Origin of the sequence: Paracoccus zhejiangensis (genome assembly GCF_002847445.1) — a bacterium.
Lineage (GTDB): Bacteria > Pseudomonadota > Alphaproteobacteria > Rhodobacterales > Rhodobacteraceae > Paracoccus > Paracoccus zhejiangensis.
The window spans coordinates 902,306-918,560 of record NZ_CP025430.1; the positions used below are offsets into that span (position 1 = coordinate 902,306).

Sequence of the window (16,255 nt, forward strand, 5' to 3'; positions counted from 1 at the left end):
GCCCCCTGAAAACCTGCCATTCCTTGAGTCGTCGGCCCGATCACGGCCAACGGCGGTCTCTGCCTGCAGGAAATGTCGGGACAGAAGCGTGTTCATTCCGCAACAGGTCGGCCCGGTCGGCGGGGCGGGGATCCTGCCGCAATTTTCGGCAAACCGAATAGTCTTTTTACGCGACCGGTAGCATTGTGATACATCTTGGCGTTGCGTCACTCCACAAGTGCCTGAACTTGTTAACCAATGCGTTAACCATGTTCGGTTCCGTCACAATTGCTCACGCGGCCGTGTCGGCAAATCATCGCTTGTTGCGGAAATGCAAGATAACACAGGAAATTCTGACGCGATTCATCGATTTCAGACAGCCTTCAAACCGAAGCGCAAGAGGTCCAGTTGTAACCCCGCAGAGATGCTCGGACGTCCCGATGACGTCACGATCACAGAAACGGTTCATGAGGACTGAAAGATGAAAAACGTAGCACTCCTGGCCGGCGCAACCGCGATCTTCGCGGCCCTGTCGGTCCCCGCCTTTGCCCAGACCGAGATCGCTGCCGGTGCCAACGCGACCGGCGTGTCGGCTGTTGATGACCAGATCACCGATATCGAAGATGCCGTTACCGACGATTTCGAGCGCAGCCAGGACAGCGAGCGCTTTGGCCCCGAGGATCGCCGCCAGGGCCTGTTCGGTTCGATGGCGCTGACCTACGCGGGTTCGTCGGGCAACTCGGACGCTCAGGACCTGGGCGTTGCCGGCCGCGTCTCCTACAACCAGGGGCCCTTCGCTCAGTCGGTTGGCCTGGCCATCGAGTTCAGCGAGAATGACGACGGCAACAAGGACAAGGAAGAAGTCAGCGGCATCTACGATGCGCAGTACTACTTCAACGACCGCTTCTATGCCTTCGCCCTGGGCCGCTTCACCATCGACAGCCTGGTCGACGGCGAAGCCGACTACCCGGGTGACGAAGACGTTGCCGAAGAACTGACCGACCTGCGTCGCGATGGCTTCCTCGGCTTCGGTCCGGGCTACCGCGTCATCAACACCGACAGCACCGCATGGCGCGTGCAGGCCGGCGTTGGCGTGCGTTACACCCAGACCGGTCAGCAGTATGTCGACGACGAGTCGGATACCGACACCGGCTACATCCTGTCGTCGCGCTTCTACCACCGGTTCAACGAGAACATCTTCGTGACCAACGACACCGACTACCTGACCTCGGACGCCAACGACGTGGCGACCAACCAGTTCGGGGTGAATTTCCAGATGTCGGAACAACTGGCCACCAAAGTGAGTTATACCACCGAGTACCAATCGGATCGCGACATCCGCACGGACAACACGCTGGGTGTGTCGCTCGTCTATGGCTTCTGATCCACGATCCCTCGGATCATAAGTCTCTCTGCGAAAGGCGGGTCTTCGGGCCCGCCTTTCTGCATTCGCGGTCGATGCAAGGAACATGAAAAAGCCGCCCTCGGCAGGTGACCGGGGCGGCTTTGTCAGGTGGCGGGAACCGCAGCAACCGCGGCAGCGTCAGATTTCCCGAAAGCCTGATAGTTCAGGTGGGCGCCGGGTAACCAGACCAGGGTCAGGACAGAGCCAGCCCCCTCGGAAAATTTATAGGCCAGTGGAAAAAAGGCCACTCGCGCGAAGAGCAGAAGCCCGCCACCGCGAAAAATAGGCCCGGGCCGGGATTGTTTCAAGCGGGGGATGGATATTTGGACGAGAAAGAAGCGGCTTGCCGGATGTTTCCGTTTCGTTCATGCTGGCGCGATGGATGAACAGCTTCCCCCGATGGCCGGCCAGCGGCTGGCACGCGGCGTGGCGCGATTGCTGCGCAGCCTTGACCATGCAGTGCTGGCCGAGTTCGTACCGGCGCGCGGCCTCAGGGTCGATCTGATAAGCCTTGGCCCCAAGGGCGAAATCTGGATCGTCGAATGCAAAAGCAGCCGCGCCGATTTCGCCAGTGACCACAAGTGGCAGGGCTATCTCGAATGGAGCGACCGTTACTTCTGGGCGGTGGACGGCGATTTCCCGCAGGAGCTGCTGCCCGAGGAGACCGGGCTGATCCTCGCCGATCCCTTCGGCGCCGAGATCCAGCGCATGGCACCGCTGACGCCGCTGGCCGGGGCGCGGCGCAGCCGGCTGATCCGGGATTTTGGCCGTGCTGCCGCGCTGCGGCTGCACGGGATGATCGATCCGGCCAGCCTGGCGGACGGGGCGATCTGAGAGGCGGGCAGGGGGCTCAGCGGCGCTGTTTGCCCTTGCCGCCCTTGCCGCCGCCCGGTTTCTCGCCCATGCCGCGCACGGCCTCGGCCGCGGCCAGCAGTTCCTCGGCGATCTCGGTGGCCTCGTCCGCGTCGAAATCCAGCGGCAGGTCGACACCCTCGGCCTCGATATAGATGCGAACCATGCCGCGATCGGTCGGGCCGATCTGCAGATTGGCGGCGATGTTGCTTTCGCTGTTGATGCCCATGGCCATTTTTCCCTTTTTTCGGTCGCCATCCATAACGCGAGGTGAAATTCCCGGCAAGTCGGGCTTGCATCGGCCGCGGGGCGGCGTTACAGAACCGCCCTGTGCCGCCTTAGCTCAGTTGGTTAGAGCGCTAGATTGTGGATCTAGAGGTCCCCCGTTCGAGCCGGGGAGGCGGTACCATCTTCCAGACATCGATAGTCTTGCGAGAACAAGCGGTTGCCGCTTGCTTGCGCGGCTGCGCACTGGGCTCTGGCCGGGTGCATTAAACAAATATTTCCCCGGGTTCAGGGAACAATGGCCGCGTCCTGTTGGTTGATTGGCGAAACGACATTCAGCCGCAGAAAGGACCTGTGACATGTCCAGCCACAACTATTCCGCCGAGGACGCCAAGCGCGACGTGAAGGCCGCTGCCGAGGAAACCGCATCGGAACTGCGTCAGGGCGCACGCCGCGTCGCCGACCAGGCGCGCGAAACCCTCGACAACGTCACTCGTTCGGATTCGGTCGAGCGCGTGAAGGAAAAGGGTGCCGAACTGGCCGGTGCCGCGCGTGATGCGGGCCGTGAATATGCCGATATCGCACGCCAAGAGGCCGACCGTCTTTACAGTGCGGGCAAGAAGCGCGCCGACGAGGTCGCCCATTACGCCGAGGATTACTATGACGAAGTCTCGGACCTGGTGCGCCGCAAGCCGGCCCAGGCCCTTGGCATCGCCGCCGGTGTTGGCTTCCTGATCGGACTGATCCTGGCGCGCCGCTGAGGCGCGGCTTGCCCCGCAGCGATACCTGACATCGGAGACGATCCCGAATGTTCGATTATGCACGCAACATGAAGCTGGCGGTGCAGGATACCCTGCGCCGCTCGGCCCTGAAGGCGGCTGCCGGCGGGGTGATGGTCATCGGGCTCGGCTTCCTTCTGGCCGCGCTCTGGTCCTACCTGGCGACTGGACTTGGCTGGGGGGCGATGAATGCTTCGCTCGCCATTGGCGGGGGCTTCCTGTTGATCGGGCTGATCCTGCTGATGGTGGGCGGCCGCGTGACTCATGAGGCACCGACCACCGACGATCTGAAACGCGAGGTCGAGGCGCGTCTGACGCTGGCCGCGGATGCCGCGGCGCTGCGTGCGCGCAGCGAGGCGATGCGGATTGTCGATGGTGCGACCGATCGGGCGAATGCGCTTCTGGATCGCGCCACGGGGACGGCCAACCGTTTTGTCAGCGACACCGGCGAGACCGTGCGTGACACCGCCCGCAAGGTCGGGCTGTCGGCCGAGAATGTCGAAGCTGCCAAGGAGACCGTGCAGGAAGGCGCGCGGCAGGCCAAGGCGGCGGCGAATTCGAACGCCGGCAGCATGGCCAAGCTGGTCGGAGCCTTTGCCATCGGCCTGACATTGGCCTCGAAACTGGGCGAGCGCCGCCGACGCGACGACGCCTTTGACGACGGGGCCTATGACGATTTTGACGATTATTATGACGACGAAGATCCCTCCGTCCGATAAGTTTACCTGGTGAGAGGGCTGTCCGGGAGGGCAGCCCTTTTGCCGTTTCAGTTGTTCAGTTGATCACCGGGGCAGGGCCTCAGCGTGATCGGCTGGCCCGCCGCATCCCCCAACTCGGTGCAATGCTGTGGCTCTGTCTCCGGATCGCAAAGCCGCCAGCCGCCCCCTGTCGCACCGCTTGCGGCAAGCGTCAGCTGCGGCTGTGGCGGCAGGTCCGGGGTCCAGACCCACCAGCCATCCATCAAGACCGCGCCCGGACCGGGCTCCATCCCGGCGCCCGAACCCTTCACCGCCGCTCCGGTCAGGACCAGCGCACCGCCCTGCACCTGCCAGTCCTCGCGCCAGGTCGTGCGCTCGACCGAATGGGTCCAGTCGAGCACGAAGCGATCCCCGGTAAGCGTCAGAACCAGCGCGCCCGCCATCAGGCAGGCGCTCATGCCGGGGCTGGGCGGTCGCGGCGCAGCCAGATCAGCCCGGCGAACAGCGCCGCCAGCGCGAAGCCGATCTCGTCGGTCATCGGCACCGCCGCGATCAGCGTGAAGGCCCCGGCAGCGGCCAGAAGCCGCATCCAGATGGGCAAGGGCTTGCCCAGCCAGCCGATCACCGCCGTGCCCCAGAGGCCGATCGAGAGGACGCATTTCAGCACGATATAACCGACCGCCGGCAGGTAGCCGATCGCCTGCGACAGCGGCCCGCCATCCTGCAACATCAGCGCCGGGGTATAGACCGCCATATAGGGGATGACGAAGCCGGCAGCGGCGACCTTGACCGCCTCGAAGCTGATCTTGAGGCCGCTTTCCTTGGCGATGGGGGCTGCGGCAAAGCAGGCCAGCGCAACGGGGGGCGTCAGGTCGGCGAGGATGCCGAAATAGAAGACGAACATATGCGACACGATCAGCGGCACGCCCAGGTCCAGCAGTGCCGGGGCGGCGATGGTCGAGGTGATGATGTAATTCGGGATGGTCGGGATACCCATGCCCAAGACGATGCAGGTCAGCATGGTCAGGATCAGCGACAGTAGCAGGCTGTTTTCACCGACGCTGACGATGTACATGCCGAAGGTATTGGCCGCCCCGGTCAGGGTCATGGTGCCGATGATGATGCCCACCAGCGCACAGGCGACGCCGACGGGCAGGGCGGTCTTGGCCCCCTCGGCCAGACTGTCGATGACCTGTACGATGGTCTCGCGCCCGCCCTTGCTGATCGCGTTCCACGCCAGCAGCGCGGCAATGCCGAGCCACAAGGACTTGTTGCCGAACTCGAGGAAACTGGCCGCGACCAGCGCCAGCCCGATCCAGAAGATATAGCGCAGCACGCCCTGCGGCAGGCCAAGCGCGGCCGAGGCGCCGAGGATCAGGAACATGGTCAGCGCAAGGCCCACGGTGCCGGCGAAAAGCGGCGTGTAGCCCGAGAAAAGCAGGTAGACCAGCACCGCCAGCGGCAGGATCAGGTACCAGCCCTCGCGCACCGCCGCCCAGGCCGAGGGCAGGTCTTCCTTGGCCATACCGCGCAGGTTGCGGCGTCCGGCCTCGAGATGGACCATCCAGAAAGCGCTGGCGAAATAGAGGATGGCCGGGATGATCGCGGCGCGGACGATCTCGATATATTCGACGCCGAGCGTCTCGGCCATGATGAAGGCCACGGCGCCCATGACCGGCGGCATGATCTGCCCGCCCATCGAGGCGGTAGCCTCGACACCGCCGGCAAAGGCGGGGCGGTAGCCGAAGCTTTTCATCAGCGGGATGGTGAATTGCCCGGTGGTCACGACATTGGCCACGCCCGAGCCCGAGATGGTACCCATCAGCCCCGACGAGACGACCGACACCTTCGCCGCGCCGCCCATCTTGTGGCCGACGACCCCAAGGCTGACATCGGTGAAGAGCTTGATCATCCCGGCCTTTTCAAGGAAGGCGCCGAAGAGGATGAAGAGGAAGATATAGGTCGCGCTGACGTAAAGCGGCGTGCCATAGATGCCCTCGGTGCCATAGGCCATCTGCTCGATCACCTGTGCGAAGTCATAGCCGCGTGTCTGCATCGGTCCGGGGAAATACTGCCCGAAGAGGGCGTAGACCAGGAAGGCGCCGGCGACGAGGGGCAGGGCGGCACCCATCACCACCCAGGCGGCGGCAAAGGTCGTCACCAGCGCGATCACCCCGATGATCACATCCATCTGGTTCAGCGCGCCCGAGCGCAGCATCAGAGGCACATATTCGACCCATTGATAGCCCGCGACCAGGACCCCCAGACCCGCCATCAGCCAGGCGACGATCTTCCATGGCCCGGTGCGGTGGCGCAGCGCCGCCAAGAGCGGAAAGCACAGAAGCATCAGGAAACCCAGGTGCAGCGCCCGCTGGACCTGGCTCGAGAGCGTGACGATATGGGCGGCAATGGCGATCTGGTAGAGCGAGAAGGCCACCGCGATCCAGAAGAGAAGCTTGCCCTCGAAACCGGGCGGAAAGCTGTCGGACAGCGGGTCGTGAAGTCCCAGATCGGGATCGCCGGCCGGGGCCGGATGGGTGGGTTCGGTCATGGATTTGGTCCGCATGAAGGAAAAGGGCCGGGGGGTTCCCCGGCCCGGATCGCTTTGGCTTACTCGGCCTTCACGCCGACCTCGTCATAGTATTTCTGCGCCCCCGGATGCACCGGCACCGGCATCCCCTGCAGCGCGTTCTGCACGTCGACCTCGGCGGTGGCGGCATGGGCAGCCTTCAGCGTGTCGAGGTTTTCATACATCAGCTTGGTCATCTGGTAGGCCAGATCGTCGCTGACATCGCTGTTGGTGACCAGGTAGTTGATGACCGCGACCGTCGGCACATCCTCGGCCTGACCCTCGTAGGTATTGGCGGGGATGTTCTGGGCGATATAGGGCGCGCCCAGCTTCTCGGCCACCTCGGCCGGGACCGAGACCACCGAGATCGGGATCGAGGTCGACAGGTCCTTCAGCGAAGCGACGCCCAGACCGGCGGATTGCAACGTGGCGTCCAGCTGGCGGTTCTTCATCAGCTCGACCGATTCCGCGAAGGGCAGGTATTCGACCTTGCCCAGATCCTCGTAGCTCATTCCGGCGGCTTCGAGGATGGCGCGGGCATTCAGTTCGGTGCCCGATTTCGGCGCACCCACGGACAGCGCCTTGCCCTTCAGATCCTCCAGCGTCTTGATGCCGCTGTCGGCGCTGGCAACGATCTGGATGTAGTTCGGATAGATCGCCGAAATGCCGCGCAGCTTGTCCAGCGGGGCAGGGAAGCCGGCATCGGCATCGCCCTCGGCCGCAAGCTTGACGGAATCGCCAAGCGCGAAGCCGATCTCGCCTTTGTTCTGCTGCAGAAGGTTCAGGTTCTCGACGCTGGCCTTGGTCGACTGGACCTGCACCTTGGCGCCCTCGATGCCCTGTGAATAGATTTGCGACAGCGCGCCGCCCACCGGGTAATAGACTCCCGAGGTGCCGCCGGTCAGGATATTGATGAATTGCTGCGCCGAGCCGGCAACCGGCAGCGCCGCCAAGGCAAACCCGGCCGCCAGGCCGGCGATCTTGGTGCGAATGGTCATGTTTCTGTTCTCCCTGTCTGATTATCGGGTCAGGTTAGGGGGAAGTGAACGCATGGTCAAAAAGAAATCCCGGCCTTTCGACCGGGATTTTCATTGTTAAAGAATTTCAGCGTGTTGCCGCGGAAATATCAGGCGTTGGCTTCGCGGATCTTGGCCGCGGCTTCCTTGGAATAAACCACGCCTTTCTGGTCGAACAGCTGGTCCAGCTCGCCTGACAGCGTCATCTCGGTGATGATGTCGCAGCCGCCCACGAACTCGCCCTTGACATAGAGCTGCGGGATGGTCGGCCAGTCCGAGAATTCCTTGATGCCCTGGCGGATGCCCTCATCGGCCAGCACGTTCACGTCCTGGAACTCGACGCCCATGTAGTTCAGCACCCCGGCCACGCGGCTGGAAAACCCGCATTGCGGCATTTCCTTGGTGCCTTTCATGAACAGCACCACATCGCTGCTGTCGATGGCTTTCTGAATATCCGCTTTCACGTCGCTCATCTTGGGGATTCCTTCAATCCGGTGCCTTGGTGGTCAGCGCGAGGGCGTGCAGTTCGCCGGCCGGACCATCCATCTTGCCTTGCAGCGCCGCATAGACAGCGCGCTGCTGCTGAACGCGGTTCAGACCCCGGAAGCTTTCGTCGATCACCTCGGCCGAGTAATGGTTTCCATCGCCGGCGAGATCGGTGATCTCGATCTGCGCGTCGGGAAACGCCGCGCGGATCAGGGCTTCGATCTGGTGGGCTTCCATCGCCATGTGGGGTCCTTTCGCAGTTGCCATCAGATGTAGGGGAAGCCCCATGCGCCTGCAAGGGGAGGCTCAGCTTGGCGGGTGTTAAGCGGGTAACTGCTATATTGATAATCCGTATTATGGAATAGAGAACTGTATCCGGGATAGCACCTGCGGGGTGGTTCTCCCTGCCACGGACGTGGCTGAGAGTGGCGCGACGACGATCATCATTATGGGCGCGACCCATCGCACACGCGCACTCTGCGACAGCCTGCCTGCCAACTCGTGCGTCCGTGACGAAAATGCACCGGAGGCGATGCTCGGCTGAAACCCGATCTGCGTGACGGGCGCATCTGCCCAGTGTCAGCGCGGGTCCGGTGACTGGGCCAACTCGGGCAGCGCCAAGGCGATTGCTCAGCCCCGGTTTGTAGGAACCGGCCCCAAGGCATCACCGTTCACCAATTCTTAATAATCATGCAATATCAGTTATTTAGATTTACATGCCCGAATCAATGAGCGACAAAGGCAATGACAGACCCCTCAGCAAGACCTTGCAATGCCCGCGCCGGACGCGAATAAACTCCGCCGGGAAAAGGAGATTTGCATGGCTGTCACACCCCCCGTCTGCGATTTCGGCGCGCCGATCCGGGACTTCACGCTTCCCGGCACCGATGGGCGCAGCCACAGCCTGGCCGAGGTCAGCGGACCGAACGGCACGCTGGTCATGTTCATCTGCAACCATTGCCCCTATGTGCAGGCGGTGATGGACCGCATCACCCGCGACGCGCGCGATCTGCAGGCGGCGGGCATCGGCGTCGTCGCCATCTCGGCCAATGATGTGGGTGACTATCCACAGGACGGACCGGAGCAGATGGCGCTTGAGGCGGAAAAGCACGGGTTCAGCTTTCCCTATCTCTACGACGAAAGCCAGGCGGTCGCGCGGGATTACAGTGCCGAATGCACGCCGGATTTCTTTGGCTACAATGCCGCCGGCGAATTGCAGTATCGCGGCCGGCTGGATGCCTCGGGCCGCAATCCGGGCCCGCCGGATGCCAAGCGCGAGCTTTACGAGGCGATGATGCAGATCGCCGAAACCGGGCAGGGTCCGCGCGACCAGGTGCCGTCGATGGGCTGCTCGATCAAGTGGAAGGCCGCATGACCGTCTGTTACGCCCCCTGCCCCGTGGTCTTCGATCTCGACGGCACGCTGATCGACAGCGCGCCCGATATCCATGCCGCCGTGAATGCCGTGCTGCGCGAGGTTGACGTGCCGCCGCTGACACTGGACCAGGTCCGCGGCTTCATCGGTGGCGGGGTCGAGGTGCTGTGGCACCGGATCATCGTCGCCACGCATTTGCCCGAGACCGAACAGCGCCCGCTGATGGCCGCCTTCATGGCCCGCTACAGCCGCAGCACAGCGCTGACGCGGCTCTATCCGGGGGTGCTCGAGGCGCTTGGCGTGCTGGCTGATCGCGGCCATCCGCTGGGGCTTTGCACCAACAAGCCGATGCAGCCGACCCGCGCCGTGCTGGCGCATTTCGGCATCGAAGACCTGTTCGGCACGATCATCGCCGGCGACTCGCTGCCCGAGCGCAAGCCGCATCCCGCGCCCCTGCGGGCGGCACTGGCGGCGCTTGGCGCCGAACCCGACGCCCCGAAGGGGATTTTCGTCGGCGACAGCGAGATCGATGCCGAGACCGCCGAAGCCGTGCCGGTGCCGCTGATGCTGTTCACCCAAGGCTATCGCAAGACCCCGGTGGAGCAACTGCCGCATTTCGCGGCCTTCGATCATTTCGACGCGCTGCCGGCGCTGGTCGAGCAGGCGGTCACGCAATAGCGACGCCAACGCGCTTGACCTTCGCCCCGCATTTGCGTCAATGCGGGGCGACCGGAATTGGCCAGAAAGAGAAGCATCATGGACCTGCGTCAGCTCATTCCCGATCTCGCCGTTTCGGGCCAGATCACCCCGCAGGATGTCGCGGCTTTGGCCGAGGCCGGGTTCAAGGTGCTGATCAACAACCGCCCCGACGAGGAGATCGGTCCCGAGGAGGACAGCTCGGTGATGGCCGAGGCCGCCCGCGCCGCCGGGATGAGCTATCATTACATTCCCTTCGTGCCGAGCCAGATCACCCCCGAGATGATCACCGGCTTTGCCGAGGCGATGGCCGAACGCGGGCCGCATTTCGCCTATTGTCGCAGCGGCAATCGCAGCACGGTGCTGTGGGCGCTGACCCAGGCCAGCAAGCGCCCGCATGACGAGATCCTGCAGATCGCCGCCAATGCGGGCTATGACCTGTCGGGTATCCGGCCGATGCTGGCGAGCCTCGCCAGCCGTCGCGGCTGAGTTAGGGCTGCGAGATCGGGGCAGGCTCCCTGCCCCGCCGGCTCAGGCCTGAACCCCCAGCGCGCGCTTCACATTCGCGGTCCAACCGAGCAGCCGCAGATCGCCGGTCTCGATCGCCGGGCGCTTCATCACGCTGGGTTTCTCGCCCATCATCGTGACCGCGTCGGCGCCGCGCTCGGCCTCGGACATGCCACGCCAGGTCAGGCTGGCGCGGTTGATGATCTTCTCGCCCCATTCTGCCGCCAGACGTTCGCGCAGCGCCTTGTCCAGCGGGTCTTTCTGCACGTCGCGGAAATCGACGGCCCAACCGGCAGCCTCAAGTTCAGACTGCGCCTTTTGACAAGTGGAACAATGGCCAAGCCCGTACATCGTCAGTGATTTCGACATGTCAGAACCTCAGATGAAGGGGATCAGCGGCACGCCGCAGGCGGCCAAAGCGAGGACGGCGGAAAGGGCGAGGACGAGTTTCATGGCTGCTCCTGTTCGGGTTTTGCCGCCATATGGGACGCCCGCAGGCCCGCGCACAAGTCACAATTCCGGCGTCAGTGCTCGCCGCCCTCGTCCCCCTCAAGGCGTTTTCGCACCCGCTGCAGCCCCCACCAGACAGCCAGCACCGCAAGCGGGGTCAGCAGCGCCAGCAGCACCCCCTTCTCGATCCCCAGGCCCTCGGCCACCGGCGCCAGCGCGTAGGAGATCAGCCCGACCGCGTAATAACTGATTGCCACCACCGACAGGCCCTCGACCGTGTGTTGCAGCCTCAGTTGCAGCGCGGCGCGGCGGTCCATGCTTTCCAGAACCTGCTGGTTCTGCGCCGAGCGCTGCACATCGACGCGGGTCCGCAGCAGCTCGCCCGCCCGGTCGGCACGTTCCAGCATGGTCTTCAGCCGCGCCTCGGTCGAGGCGACGGTGCGCATGGCCGGCTGATAGCGCCGGGCCATGAACTCGGTCAGGGTCTGGCGACCCATGAAGCGGCTTTCGCGCAGCACCGCCACGCGGTCCATCACGATCGCCTCATAGGCCTTGGTCGCGCCGAAGCGGAAATGCGACTGCGTCGCCTCGGTTTCCAGCCGGGCCGAGATCGACAGCAATTCCTGCAACACATCATCGGCGGGTCGGTGCTCGTCCGCCATGCCGGCGACGATGGCCGACAGCTGCGGGTCCAGCGCGTTCAGCCGCCCCGACAACGACCGTGCACGCGGCAGGCCCATCATCGACATGGCGCGATAGGTCTCGAGCTCCAGGATGCGCTGGACGATCCGCCCGATCCGGCCCTCGGTCGCGCCCTCGCGGATGAAGACGGCAAAGCGCATCCAGCCGGACGCATCGATGCGGAAATCGCTGGCGACCAGCGCGGCTTCCTCCAGCACCCAGCCCGCCGCCAGGCTGTCGGTGACGAACCAGCCCTCCAGCGTGTCCAGCACCTCGGCCGGGTCCTCGGGCAAGGGCAGGATCTGGATCATCACCGCCGCCACCCGCTTTCCCGGTGCCGCCGCCTGCCATTCCTCGGGAAAGACCGCGCCGGCAGAAGGGTCAAACGGCCGTGGCGGCAAGCCGGGCGTATAGGCGGTGTAGGTGACGAACTCGGTATGGCGTTCCCACCGCAGCTTGTGGCGGCCGATCTGCCCGGCATAGTGATTGGCCGTCCGGTCCGGGCGCTGCCCGCCATGCCGCGTGACCAACTCGTCCAGATGCGCGTCGTCGCGGGCGCGGTCCCGCGTGGCCGCCTGATCGGGTTCCTTGAAGGCCACGAAAACCACGGTCGAGGGCGCACCGAGCCGCGGCGATGGCCGGGCGTGCAGCTCGTTCACGAGGCCATAGCGAAGCGGGTGGTCGTCGGCAGGTGTCATGGCGGCATCATGTCCCTTGGGTTACGGCGCCGCAAGCGGCTGAATGTGGGCAGGCTCGTGTTTTCGTGAACGGCGCGGCGATTGCACCGGAGCGGCTCTGCCGCCAGAATGGCGGTAACAACCAGATCACGGGACAGCGATGCGGACCACAGCCCTTCTCAAGATTGCCGCCCTCGGCATGATCGCCCTGCTGGCGGCCTGCGGTGGCCCCTCGAAATTCAAGACCTACAGCGGTCCGCCGGTCACCCAGATCGTCGTCGATAAAAGCGAGCGCAAGATGTGGCTCCTCAGCGGGTCGACCGCGATCAAGCAATACGACATCGGGCTGGGTAACGAACCGGTCGGCGACAAGTTCATCGAGGGTGACGGCAAGACCCCCGAGGGCAATTACTTCATCGACCGCCGCAACCCGAACAGCCAGTATCACCTGTCGATCGGCGTCTCCTATCCCGATCCGCGGGATGTGGTCGAGGCCGCCGCCTTCGGTCGCCCCCCCGGCGGGGACATCTTCATCCATGGCCGCGGCCCCGAGGGCAATGCCAAGGTCGGCTCGAACTGGGACTGGACCGCCGGTTGCATCACCATCAGCGATGACGAGATCGAGGATGTCTATGCCATGGTCCGCGACGGCACGCCGATCCAGATCAATCCCTGACGCAGACGGGGCAAGGCCAGCGCCCTGCCCCGCCCGGGATACCAACGCCGCTCAGCGCTGCGCCAGCGCGATGTGAATCACCCCGCCAAGCGCGGCGCCGATCAGCCAGCCAAAGCCGGTCAGCCCGGCCAGCGCGGGCAGCCAGACCGTCGCGATCGAGAAGACCGCCGCCACGCCCACCGCGATGATGGCGTTGCGGTTCCAGCCATCCTGATAGAAATAGCGCCCACTTGGCTGGTCCGAGAAAAGCTGCGACAGGTCCAGCTGGCGCTTCTGCACGATGTAATAATCCGCGATCAGGATGCCGTAGAGCGGCGCAAGGATCGCGCCGAGCGTGTCGACGAACTTGGCAATGCCGATCTGCGAGATCACCGAGACCCACAGCGCCCCGATGATGAAGGCAATGGCGGCGGTGATGAGGCCGCCGGTCCTGGCGCTGATCTTCGAGGGCGAGAGGTTGCAGATGTCATAGGCGGCGGGGATGAAGTTGGCGACGAGGTTGATCCCCACTGTCGCCGCGAAGAAGGTGACGGCCGCGATCAGCGTCAGGGTCAGGCTGTCCACCCGCGCGATGATCTGCGTCGGATCGGTCAGCCGCTCGCCATACAGGACCACGGTGCCGGCGGTGATGAACAGCGCGATGAGGGAAAAGAACGCCATCGACACCGGCAGTCCCCAGAAATTCCCGCGCCGCATCTGCTCTTCGGTTTTCACGAAGCGCGAAAAGTCCCCGAAATTGATCACCACGGCGGCGAAATAGGCGACCATGGTGCCGACCACGGCGATGAAGCCGGTGAGCGTCGAATAGCCGCTTTCCTCGCCGCCCTGGAAGATCGTTCCCATGGCCGGCCAGAGCGCATTGCCCGCCCGATACCAGATCGCCAGCGCCAATGCGATCATCACCACGTAGACGAAGGGCCCGGCCCAGTTCAGGAAGCGGCCCACCCAGTCGATGCCCTTCAGGAACATGCCGACCTGAAAGACGGTCACAATGACATAGGCGATCCAGTCGATGCCGCCGAGGCCCAGCAGGCTGAAACTGGTCACGCCCGGCTCGATCCCGAAGATGCCGCGCAGCGCCAGCGCCACCGCCGTCGAGGCAAAATAGGTCTGCACCCCGAACCAGAAGATCGCCACCGTGCCCCTGACCAGCGCCGGGAAACGCGCGCCCCGGACCCCCATCGAGGCCCGCGCCATCACCGCATAGGGCACGCCGTAGCGTACCGAGGGCCGGCCCGAGAGGTTCACCAGCCACATGACGATCAGCCCCGACAGCACGATGGCCGCGAAGGTCAGCCAGCCGTTCAGCCCGTAGCTGAGGAACAGCGAGGCCGCCAGCGTATAGCCGAAGAGGCTCTGGATATCGTTGTTCCAGACGTTGAAGATCTCGAAGGCGCCCCAGCTTCGCTTCCCCGGCGGGATCGGCGCCAGATCCTCGTTATAGAGCGACGGATCGCCGCCGGTGATCTGCAGATTGTCGGTGGATGTCATGGCCATGTCGCAGGGTCCCCGCTGGAGCATCATGACACGGCACTGTCAGCGATGCGGCAAGATGACGCAAGGTAAACTAAGGCGGCATTGCACGCTAACATGTTGATGCTGAATTTTGTTTCCCGGGGAAATGGCGCTGCTTGGTTCCTGTGCAGCCGGGCGCCATCTGCCGCCCAGCTCGGCTGACCGCCCCAAGGAAAAGGCCGGGGCATTGCTGCCCCGGCCGGTTCTTCCGTCTGCGTCCCTACTCAGTCGATGAGCGGCAAGAGCTTGTTCACCGAGTCCTTTGCGTCGCCGTAGAACATGCGGGTGTTGTCCTTGAAGAACAGCGGGTTCTCGATGCCGGAATAGCCGGTGCCCTGGCCGCGCTTGCTGACGAAGACCTGCTTGGCTTTCCAGACCTCGAGCACCGGCATGCCGGCGATCGGGCTGTTCGGGTCGTCCTGGGCGGCCGGGTTCACGATGTCGTTCGAGCCGATGATGATCACGACATCGGTCGAGGGGAAATCCTCGTTGATCTCGTCCATCTCCAGCACGATGTCGTAAGGCACCTTGGCCTCGGCCAGGAGCACGTTCATGTGCCCGGGCAGGCGCCCCGCCACCGGGTGGATGGCGAAACGCACCTCTTTCCCGGCCGCGCGCAGCTTGCGGGTCAGTTCCGAGACCGGCCCCTGGGCCTGCGCCACCGCCATGCCATAGCCGGGCACGATGATGACCGAGTCGGCCTCGTTCAGCGCCGAAGCGACACCATCGGCATCGATCGCCACCTGCTCGCCCGAGATCTCGGCCGCCGGCCCGGTCTCGCCGCCGAAGCCGCCGAGGATCACGCTGACGAAGTTGCGGTTCATCGCCTTGCACATGATGTAGCTGAGGATCGCACCCGAGGAGCCGACCAGCGCCCCGGTCACAATGAGCAAGTCATTCGACAGGGTGAAGCCGATCGCCGCCGCCGCCCAGCCCGAATAGCTGTTCAGCATCGACACCACCACCGGCATGTCGGCGCCGCCGATGCCCATGATCAGGTGATAACCGATGAAGAAGGCCAGAAGCATGATCAGGACCAGCCAGAACACCCCCGGGCCGATATCGGCGCAGTAGAGCAGGCCGAGGACCAGCGAAGCAGCCGCCGCGGCGGCGTTCAGGAAATGCCCGCCCGGCAGCTTCTTCGGCGTGCCGCTGATCCGTCCGGCCAGCTTGCCGAAGGCCACGATCGAGCCGGTGAAGGTCACCGCGCCGATGAACACGCCGAGGAAGACCTCGATCTGCAGCATGTTCAGTTCCGCCGGGGTCTTGTGGGTCAGCACCTCGGCAAAGCCGCGGAACTGCTCGGTGCTGCCGTCGCGCAGCGCGCGCATCACCCGGCCCATCTCCAGCTGGGCGTTGAAGCCCACGAAGACCGCGGCAAGGCCGACAAGGCTGTGCATCGCCGCGACCAGCTGCGGCATCTCGGTCATCTGTACCCGCTTGGCCACGACCCAGCCGATGGCGCCACCGGCGGCGATCATGATCAGCGACAGAAGCCAGTTGCCCGAACCCGGGCCAAACAGCGTGGCGACAACCGCCAGCGCCATGCCGACGATGCCGTACCAGATCGCCCGCTTGGCGCTTTCCTGTCCCGACAGCCCGCCGAGCGAGAGGATGAACAGGATGGCGGCAACCACGTAGGCGGCAGTGGTGAATCCGTATTCCATGAT

The 16,255-nt window shown here is 64.3% G+C and carries 18 protein-coding genes and 1 tRNA gene; 9 read left to right on the plus strand and 10 right to left on the minus strand.

Going from position 1 to position 16,255, the window contains the following annotated elements:
• Window positions 1-460 precede the first annotated feature (460 nt).
• Window positions 461-1,363, plus strand: a complete 903-nt coding sequence (locus tag CX676_RS04545; RefSeq protein WP_101751567.1) for a DUF481 domain-containing protein — start codon at window positions 461-463, stop codon at window positions 1,361-1,363.
• A 399-nt stretch (window positions 1,364-1,762) separates the two neighbouring features.
• Complete coding sequence (locus CX676_RS04550; protein ID WP_101751568.1) at window positions 1,763-2,218, plus strand: MmcB family DNA repair protein; 456 nt, start codon at window positions 1,763-1,765, stop codon at window positions 2,216-2,218.
• Between the two features lie 16 nt (window positions 2,219-2,234).
• On the opposite strand, the gene CX676_RS04555 is transcribed toward CX676_RS04550, so the two are convergent.
• Window positions 2,235-2,465 carry a DUF6324 family protein gene (locus CX676_RS04555; protein ID WP_101754137.1) on the minus strand — a complete coding sequence of 77 codons (231 nt, stop codon included), beginning with the start codon at window positions 2,463-2,465 and terminating at the stop codon, window positions 2,235-2,237.
• A gap of 103 nt (window positions 2,466-2,568) precedes the next feature.
• On the opposite strand from CX676_RS04555, the gene CX676_RS04560 reads away from it, so the two are divergent.
• The 3 genes from CX676_RS04560 to CX676_RS04570 all read left to right on the plus strand — a co-directional run bounded on the left by CX676_RS04560 (window position 2,569) and on the right by CX676_RS04570 (window position 3,959).
• Window positions 2,569-2,645, plus strand: a tRNA-His gene (locus CX676_RS04560).
• A 175-nt stretch (window positions 2,646-2,820) separates the two neighbouring features.
• Complete coding sequence (locus CX676_RS04565; protein WP_101751569.1) at window positions 2,821-3,222, plus strand: DUF883 family protein; 402 nt, start codon at window positions 2,821-2,823, stop codon at window positions 3,220-3,222.
• Between the two features lie 47 nt (window positions 3,223-3,269).
• Window positions 3,270-3,959: a hypothetical protein gene (locus tag CX676_RS04570; RefSeq protein WP_101751570.1), complete on the plus strand. Its 690-nt coding sequence runs from the start codon at window positions 3,270-3,272 to the stop codon at window positions 3,957-3,959.
• 47 nt (window positions 3,960-4,006) lie between these two features.
• On the opposite strand, the gene CX676_RS04575 is transcribed toward CX676_RS04570, so the two are convergent.
• From CX676_RS04575 to CX676_RS04595, 5 genes are all read right to left on the minus strand, one after another.
• Entirely contained in the window at window positions 4,007-4,396 is a 390-nt protein-coding gene (locus CX676_RS04575; RefSeq protein ID WP_101751571.1) for a DUF1850 domain-containing protein, read from the minus strand.
• Entirely contained in the window at window positions 4,393-6,489 is a 2,097-nt protein-coding gene (locus tag CX676_RS04580; protein WP_101754138.1) for a TRAP transporter permease, read from the minus strand. The genes CX676_RS04575 and CX676_RS04580 overlap by 4 nt, the downstream gene beginning before the upstream one ends.
• 59 nt (window positions 6,490-6,548) lie before the next feature.
• A complete protein-coding gene (locus CX676_RS04585; protein WP_101751572.1) occupies window positions 6,549-7,505 on the minus strand; it encodes a TAXI family TRAP transporter solute-binding subunit in 957 nt (318 codons plus the stop codon).
• Window positions 7,506-7,633: 128 nt separating this feature from the next.
• Complete coding sequence (gene grxD / locus CX676_RS04590) at window positions 7,634-7,996, minus strand: Grx4 family monothiol glutaredoxin (RefSeq protein ID WP_101751573.1); 363 nt, start codon at window positions 7,994-7,996, stop codon at window positions 7,634-7,636.
• 13 nt (window positions 7,997-8,009) lie between these two features.
• Window positions 8,010-8,252: a BolA/IbaG family iron-sulfur metabolism protein gene (locus CX676_RS04595; RefSeq protein ID WP_101751574.1), complete on the minus strand. Its 243-nt coding sequence runs from the start codon at window positions 8,250-8,252 to the stop codon at window positions 8,010-8,012.
• A 577-nt stretch (window positions 8,253-8,829) separates the two neighbouring features.
• Between CX676_RS04595 and CX676_RS04600 the strand changes: the two genes are divergently transcribed.
• The 3 genes from CX676_RS04600 (at window position 8,830) to CX676_RS04610 (ending at window position 10,568) form a co-directional block, all read left to right on the plus strand.
• Complete coding sequence (locus CX676_RS04600) at window positions 8,830-9,384, plus strand: thioredoxin family protein (RefSeq protein WP_101754139.1); 555 nt, start codon at window positions 8,830-8,832, stop codon at window positions 9,382-9,384.
• Complete coding sequence (gene gph, locus CX676_RS04605; protein WP_101751575.1) at window positions 9,381-10,061, plus strand: phosphoglycolate phosphatase; 681 nt, start codon at window positions 9,381-9,383, stop codon at window positions 10,059-10,061. The genes CX676_RS04600 and gph overlap by 4 nt, the downstream gene beginning before the upstream one ends.
• 78 nt (window positions 10,062-10,139) lie before the next feature.
• Window positions 10,140-10,568 carry a TIGR01244 family sulfur transferase gene (locus CX676_RS04610; protein WP_101751576.1) on the plus strand — a complete coding sequence of 143 codons (429 nt, stop codon included), beginning with the start codon at window positions 10,140-10,142 and terminating at the stop codon, window positions 10,566-10,568.
• Between the two features lie 42 nt (window positions 10,569-10,610).
• Here CX676_RS04610 and CX676_RS04615 read toward each other — a convergent pair whose 3' ends face one another.
• Both CX676_RS04615 and CX676_RS04620 read right to left on the minus strand, forming a co-directional pair.
• The gene (locus CX676_RS04615; protein ID WP_232816583.1) at window positions 10,611-10,955 is read right to left on the minus strand and encodes an ArsC/Spx/MgsR family protein; all 345 of its coding nucleotides are present in this window, start codon (window positions 10,953-10,955) and stop codon (window positions 10,611-10,613) included.
• 155 nt (window positions 10,956-11,110) lie between these two features.
• Entirely contained in the window at window positions 11,111-12,415 is a 1,305-nt protein-coding gene (locus tag CX676_RS04620; RefSeq protein WP_101751578.1) for a DUF3422 family protein, read from the minus strand.
• 139 nt (window positions 12,416-12,554) lie between these two features.
• Here CX676_RS04620 and CX676_RS04625 point away from each other — a divergent pair, with 139 nt between their 5' ends.
• Window positions 12,555-13,070: a L,D-transpeptidase family protein gene (locus CX676_RS04625; protein WP_101751579.1), complete on the plus strand. Its 516-nt coding sequence runs from the start codon at window positions 12,555-12,557 to the stop codon at window positions 13,068-13,070.
• A gap of 51 nt (window positions 13,071-13,121) precedes the next feature.
• Here CX676_RS04625 and CX676_RS04630 read toward each other — a convergent pair whose 3' ends face one another.
• Both CX676_RS04630 and CX676_RS04635 read right to left on the minus strand, forming a co-directional pair.
• On the minus strand, window positions 13,122-14,567 hold the full coding sequence (locus CX676_RS04630; RefSeq protein ID WP_101751580.1) for an NCS1 family nucleobase:cation symporter-1: 1,446 nt from the start codon (window positions 14,565-14,567) through the stop codon (window positions 13,122-13,124).
• 242 nt (window positions 14,568-14,809) lie between these two features.
• Complete coding sequence (locus CX676_RS04635) at window positions 14,810-16,252, minus strand: NAD(P)(+) transhydrogenase (Re/Si-specific) subunit beta (RefSeq protein WP_101751581.1); 1,443 nt, start codon at window positions 16,250-16,252, stop codon at window positions 14,810-14,812.
• Window positions 16,253-16,255: the final 3 nt, after the last annotated feature.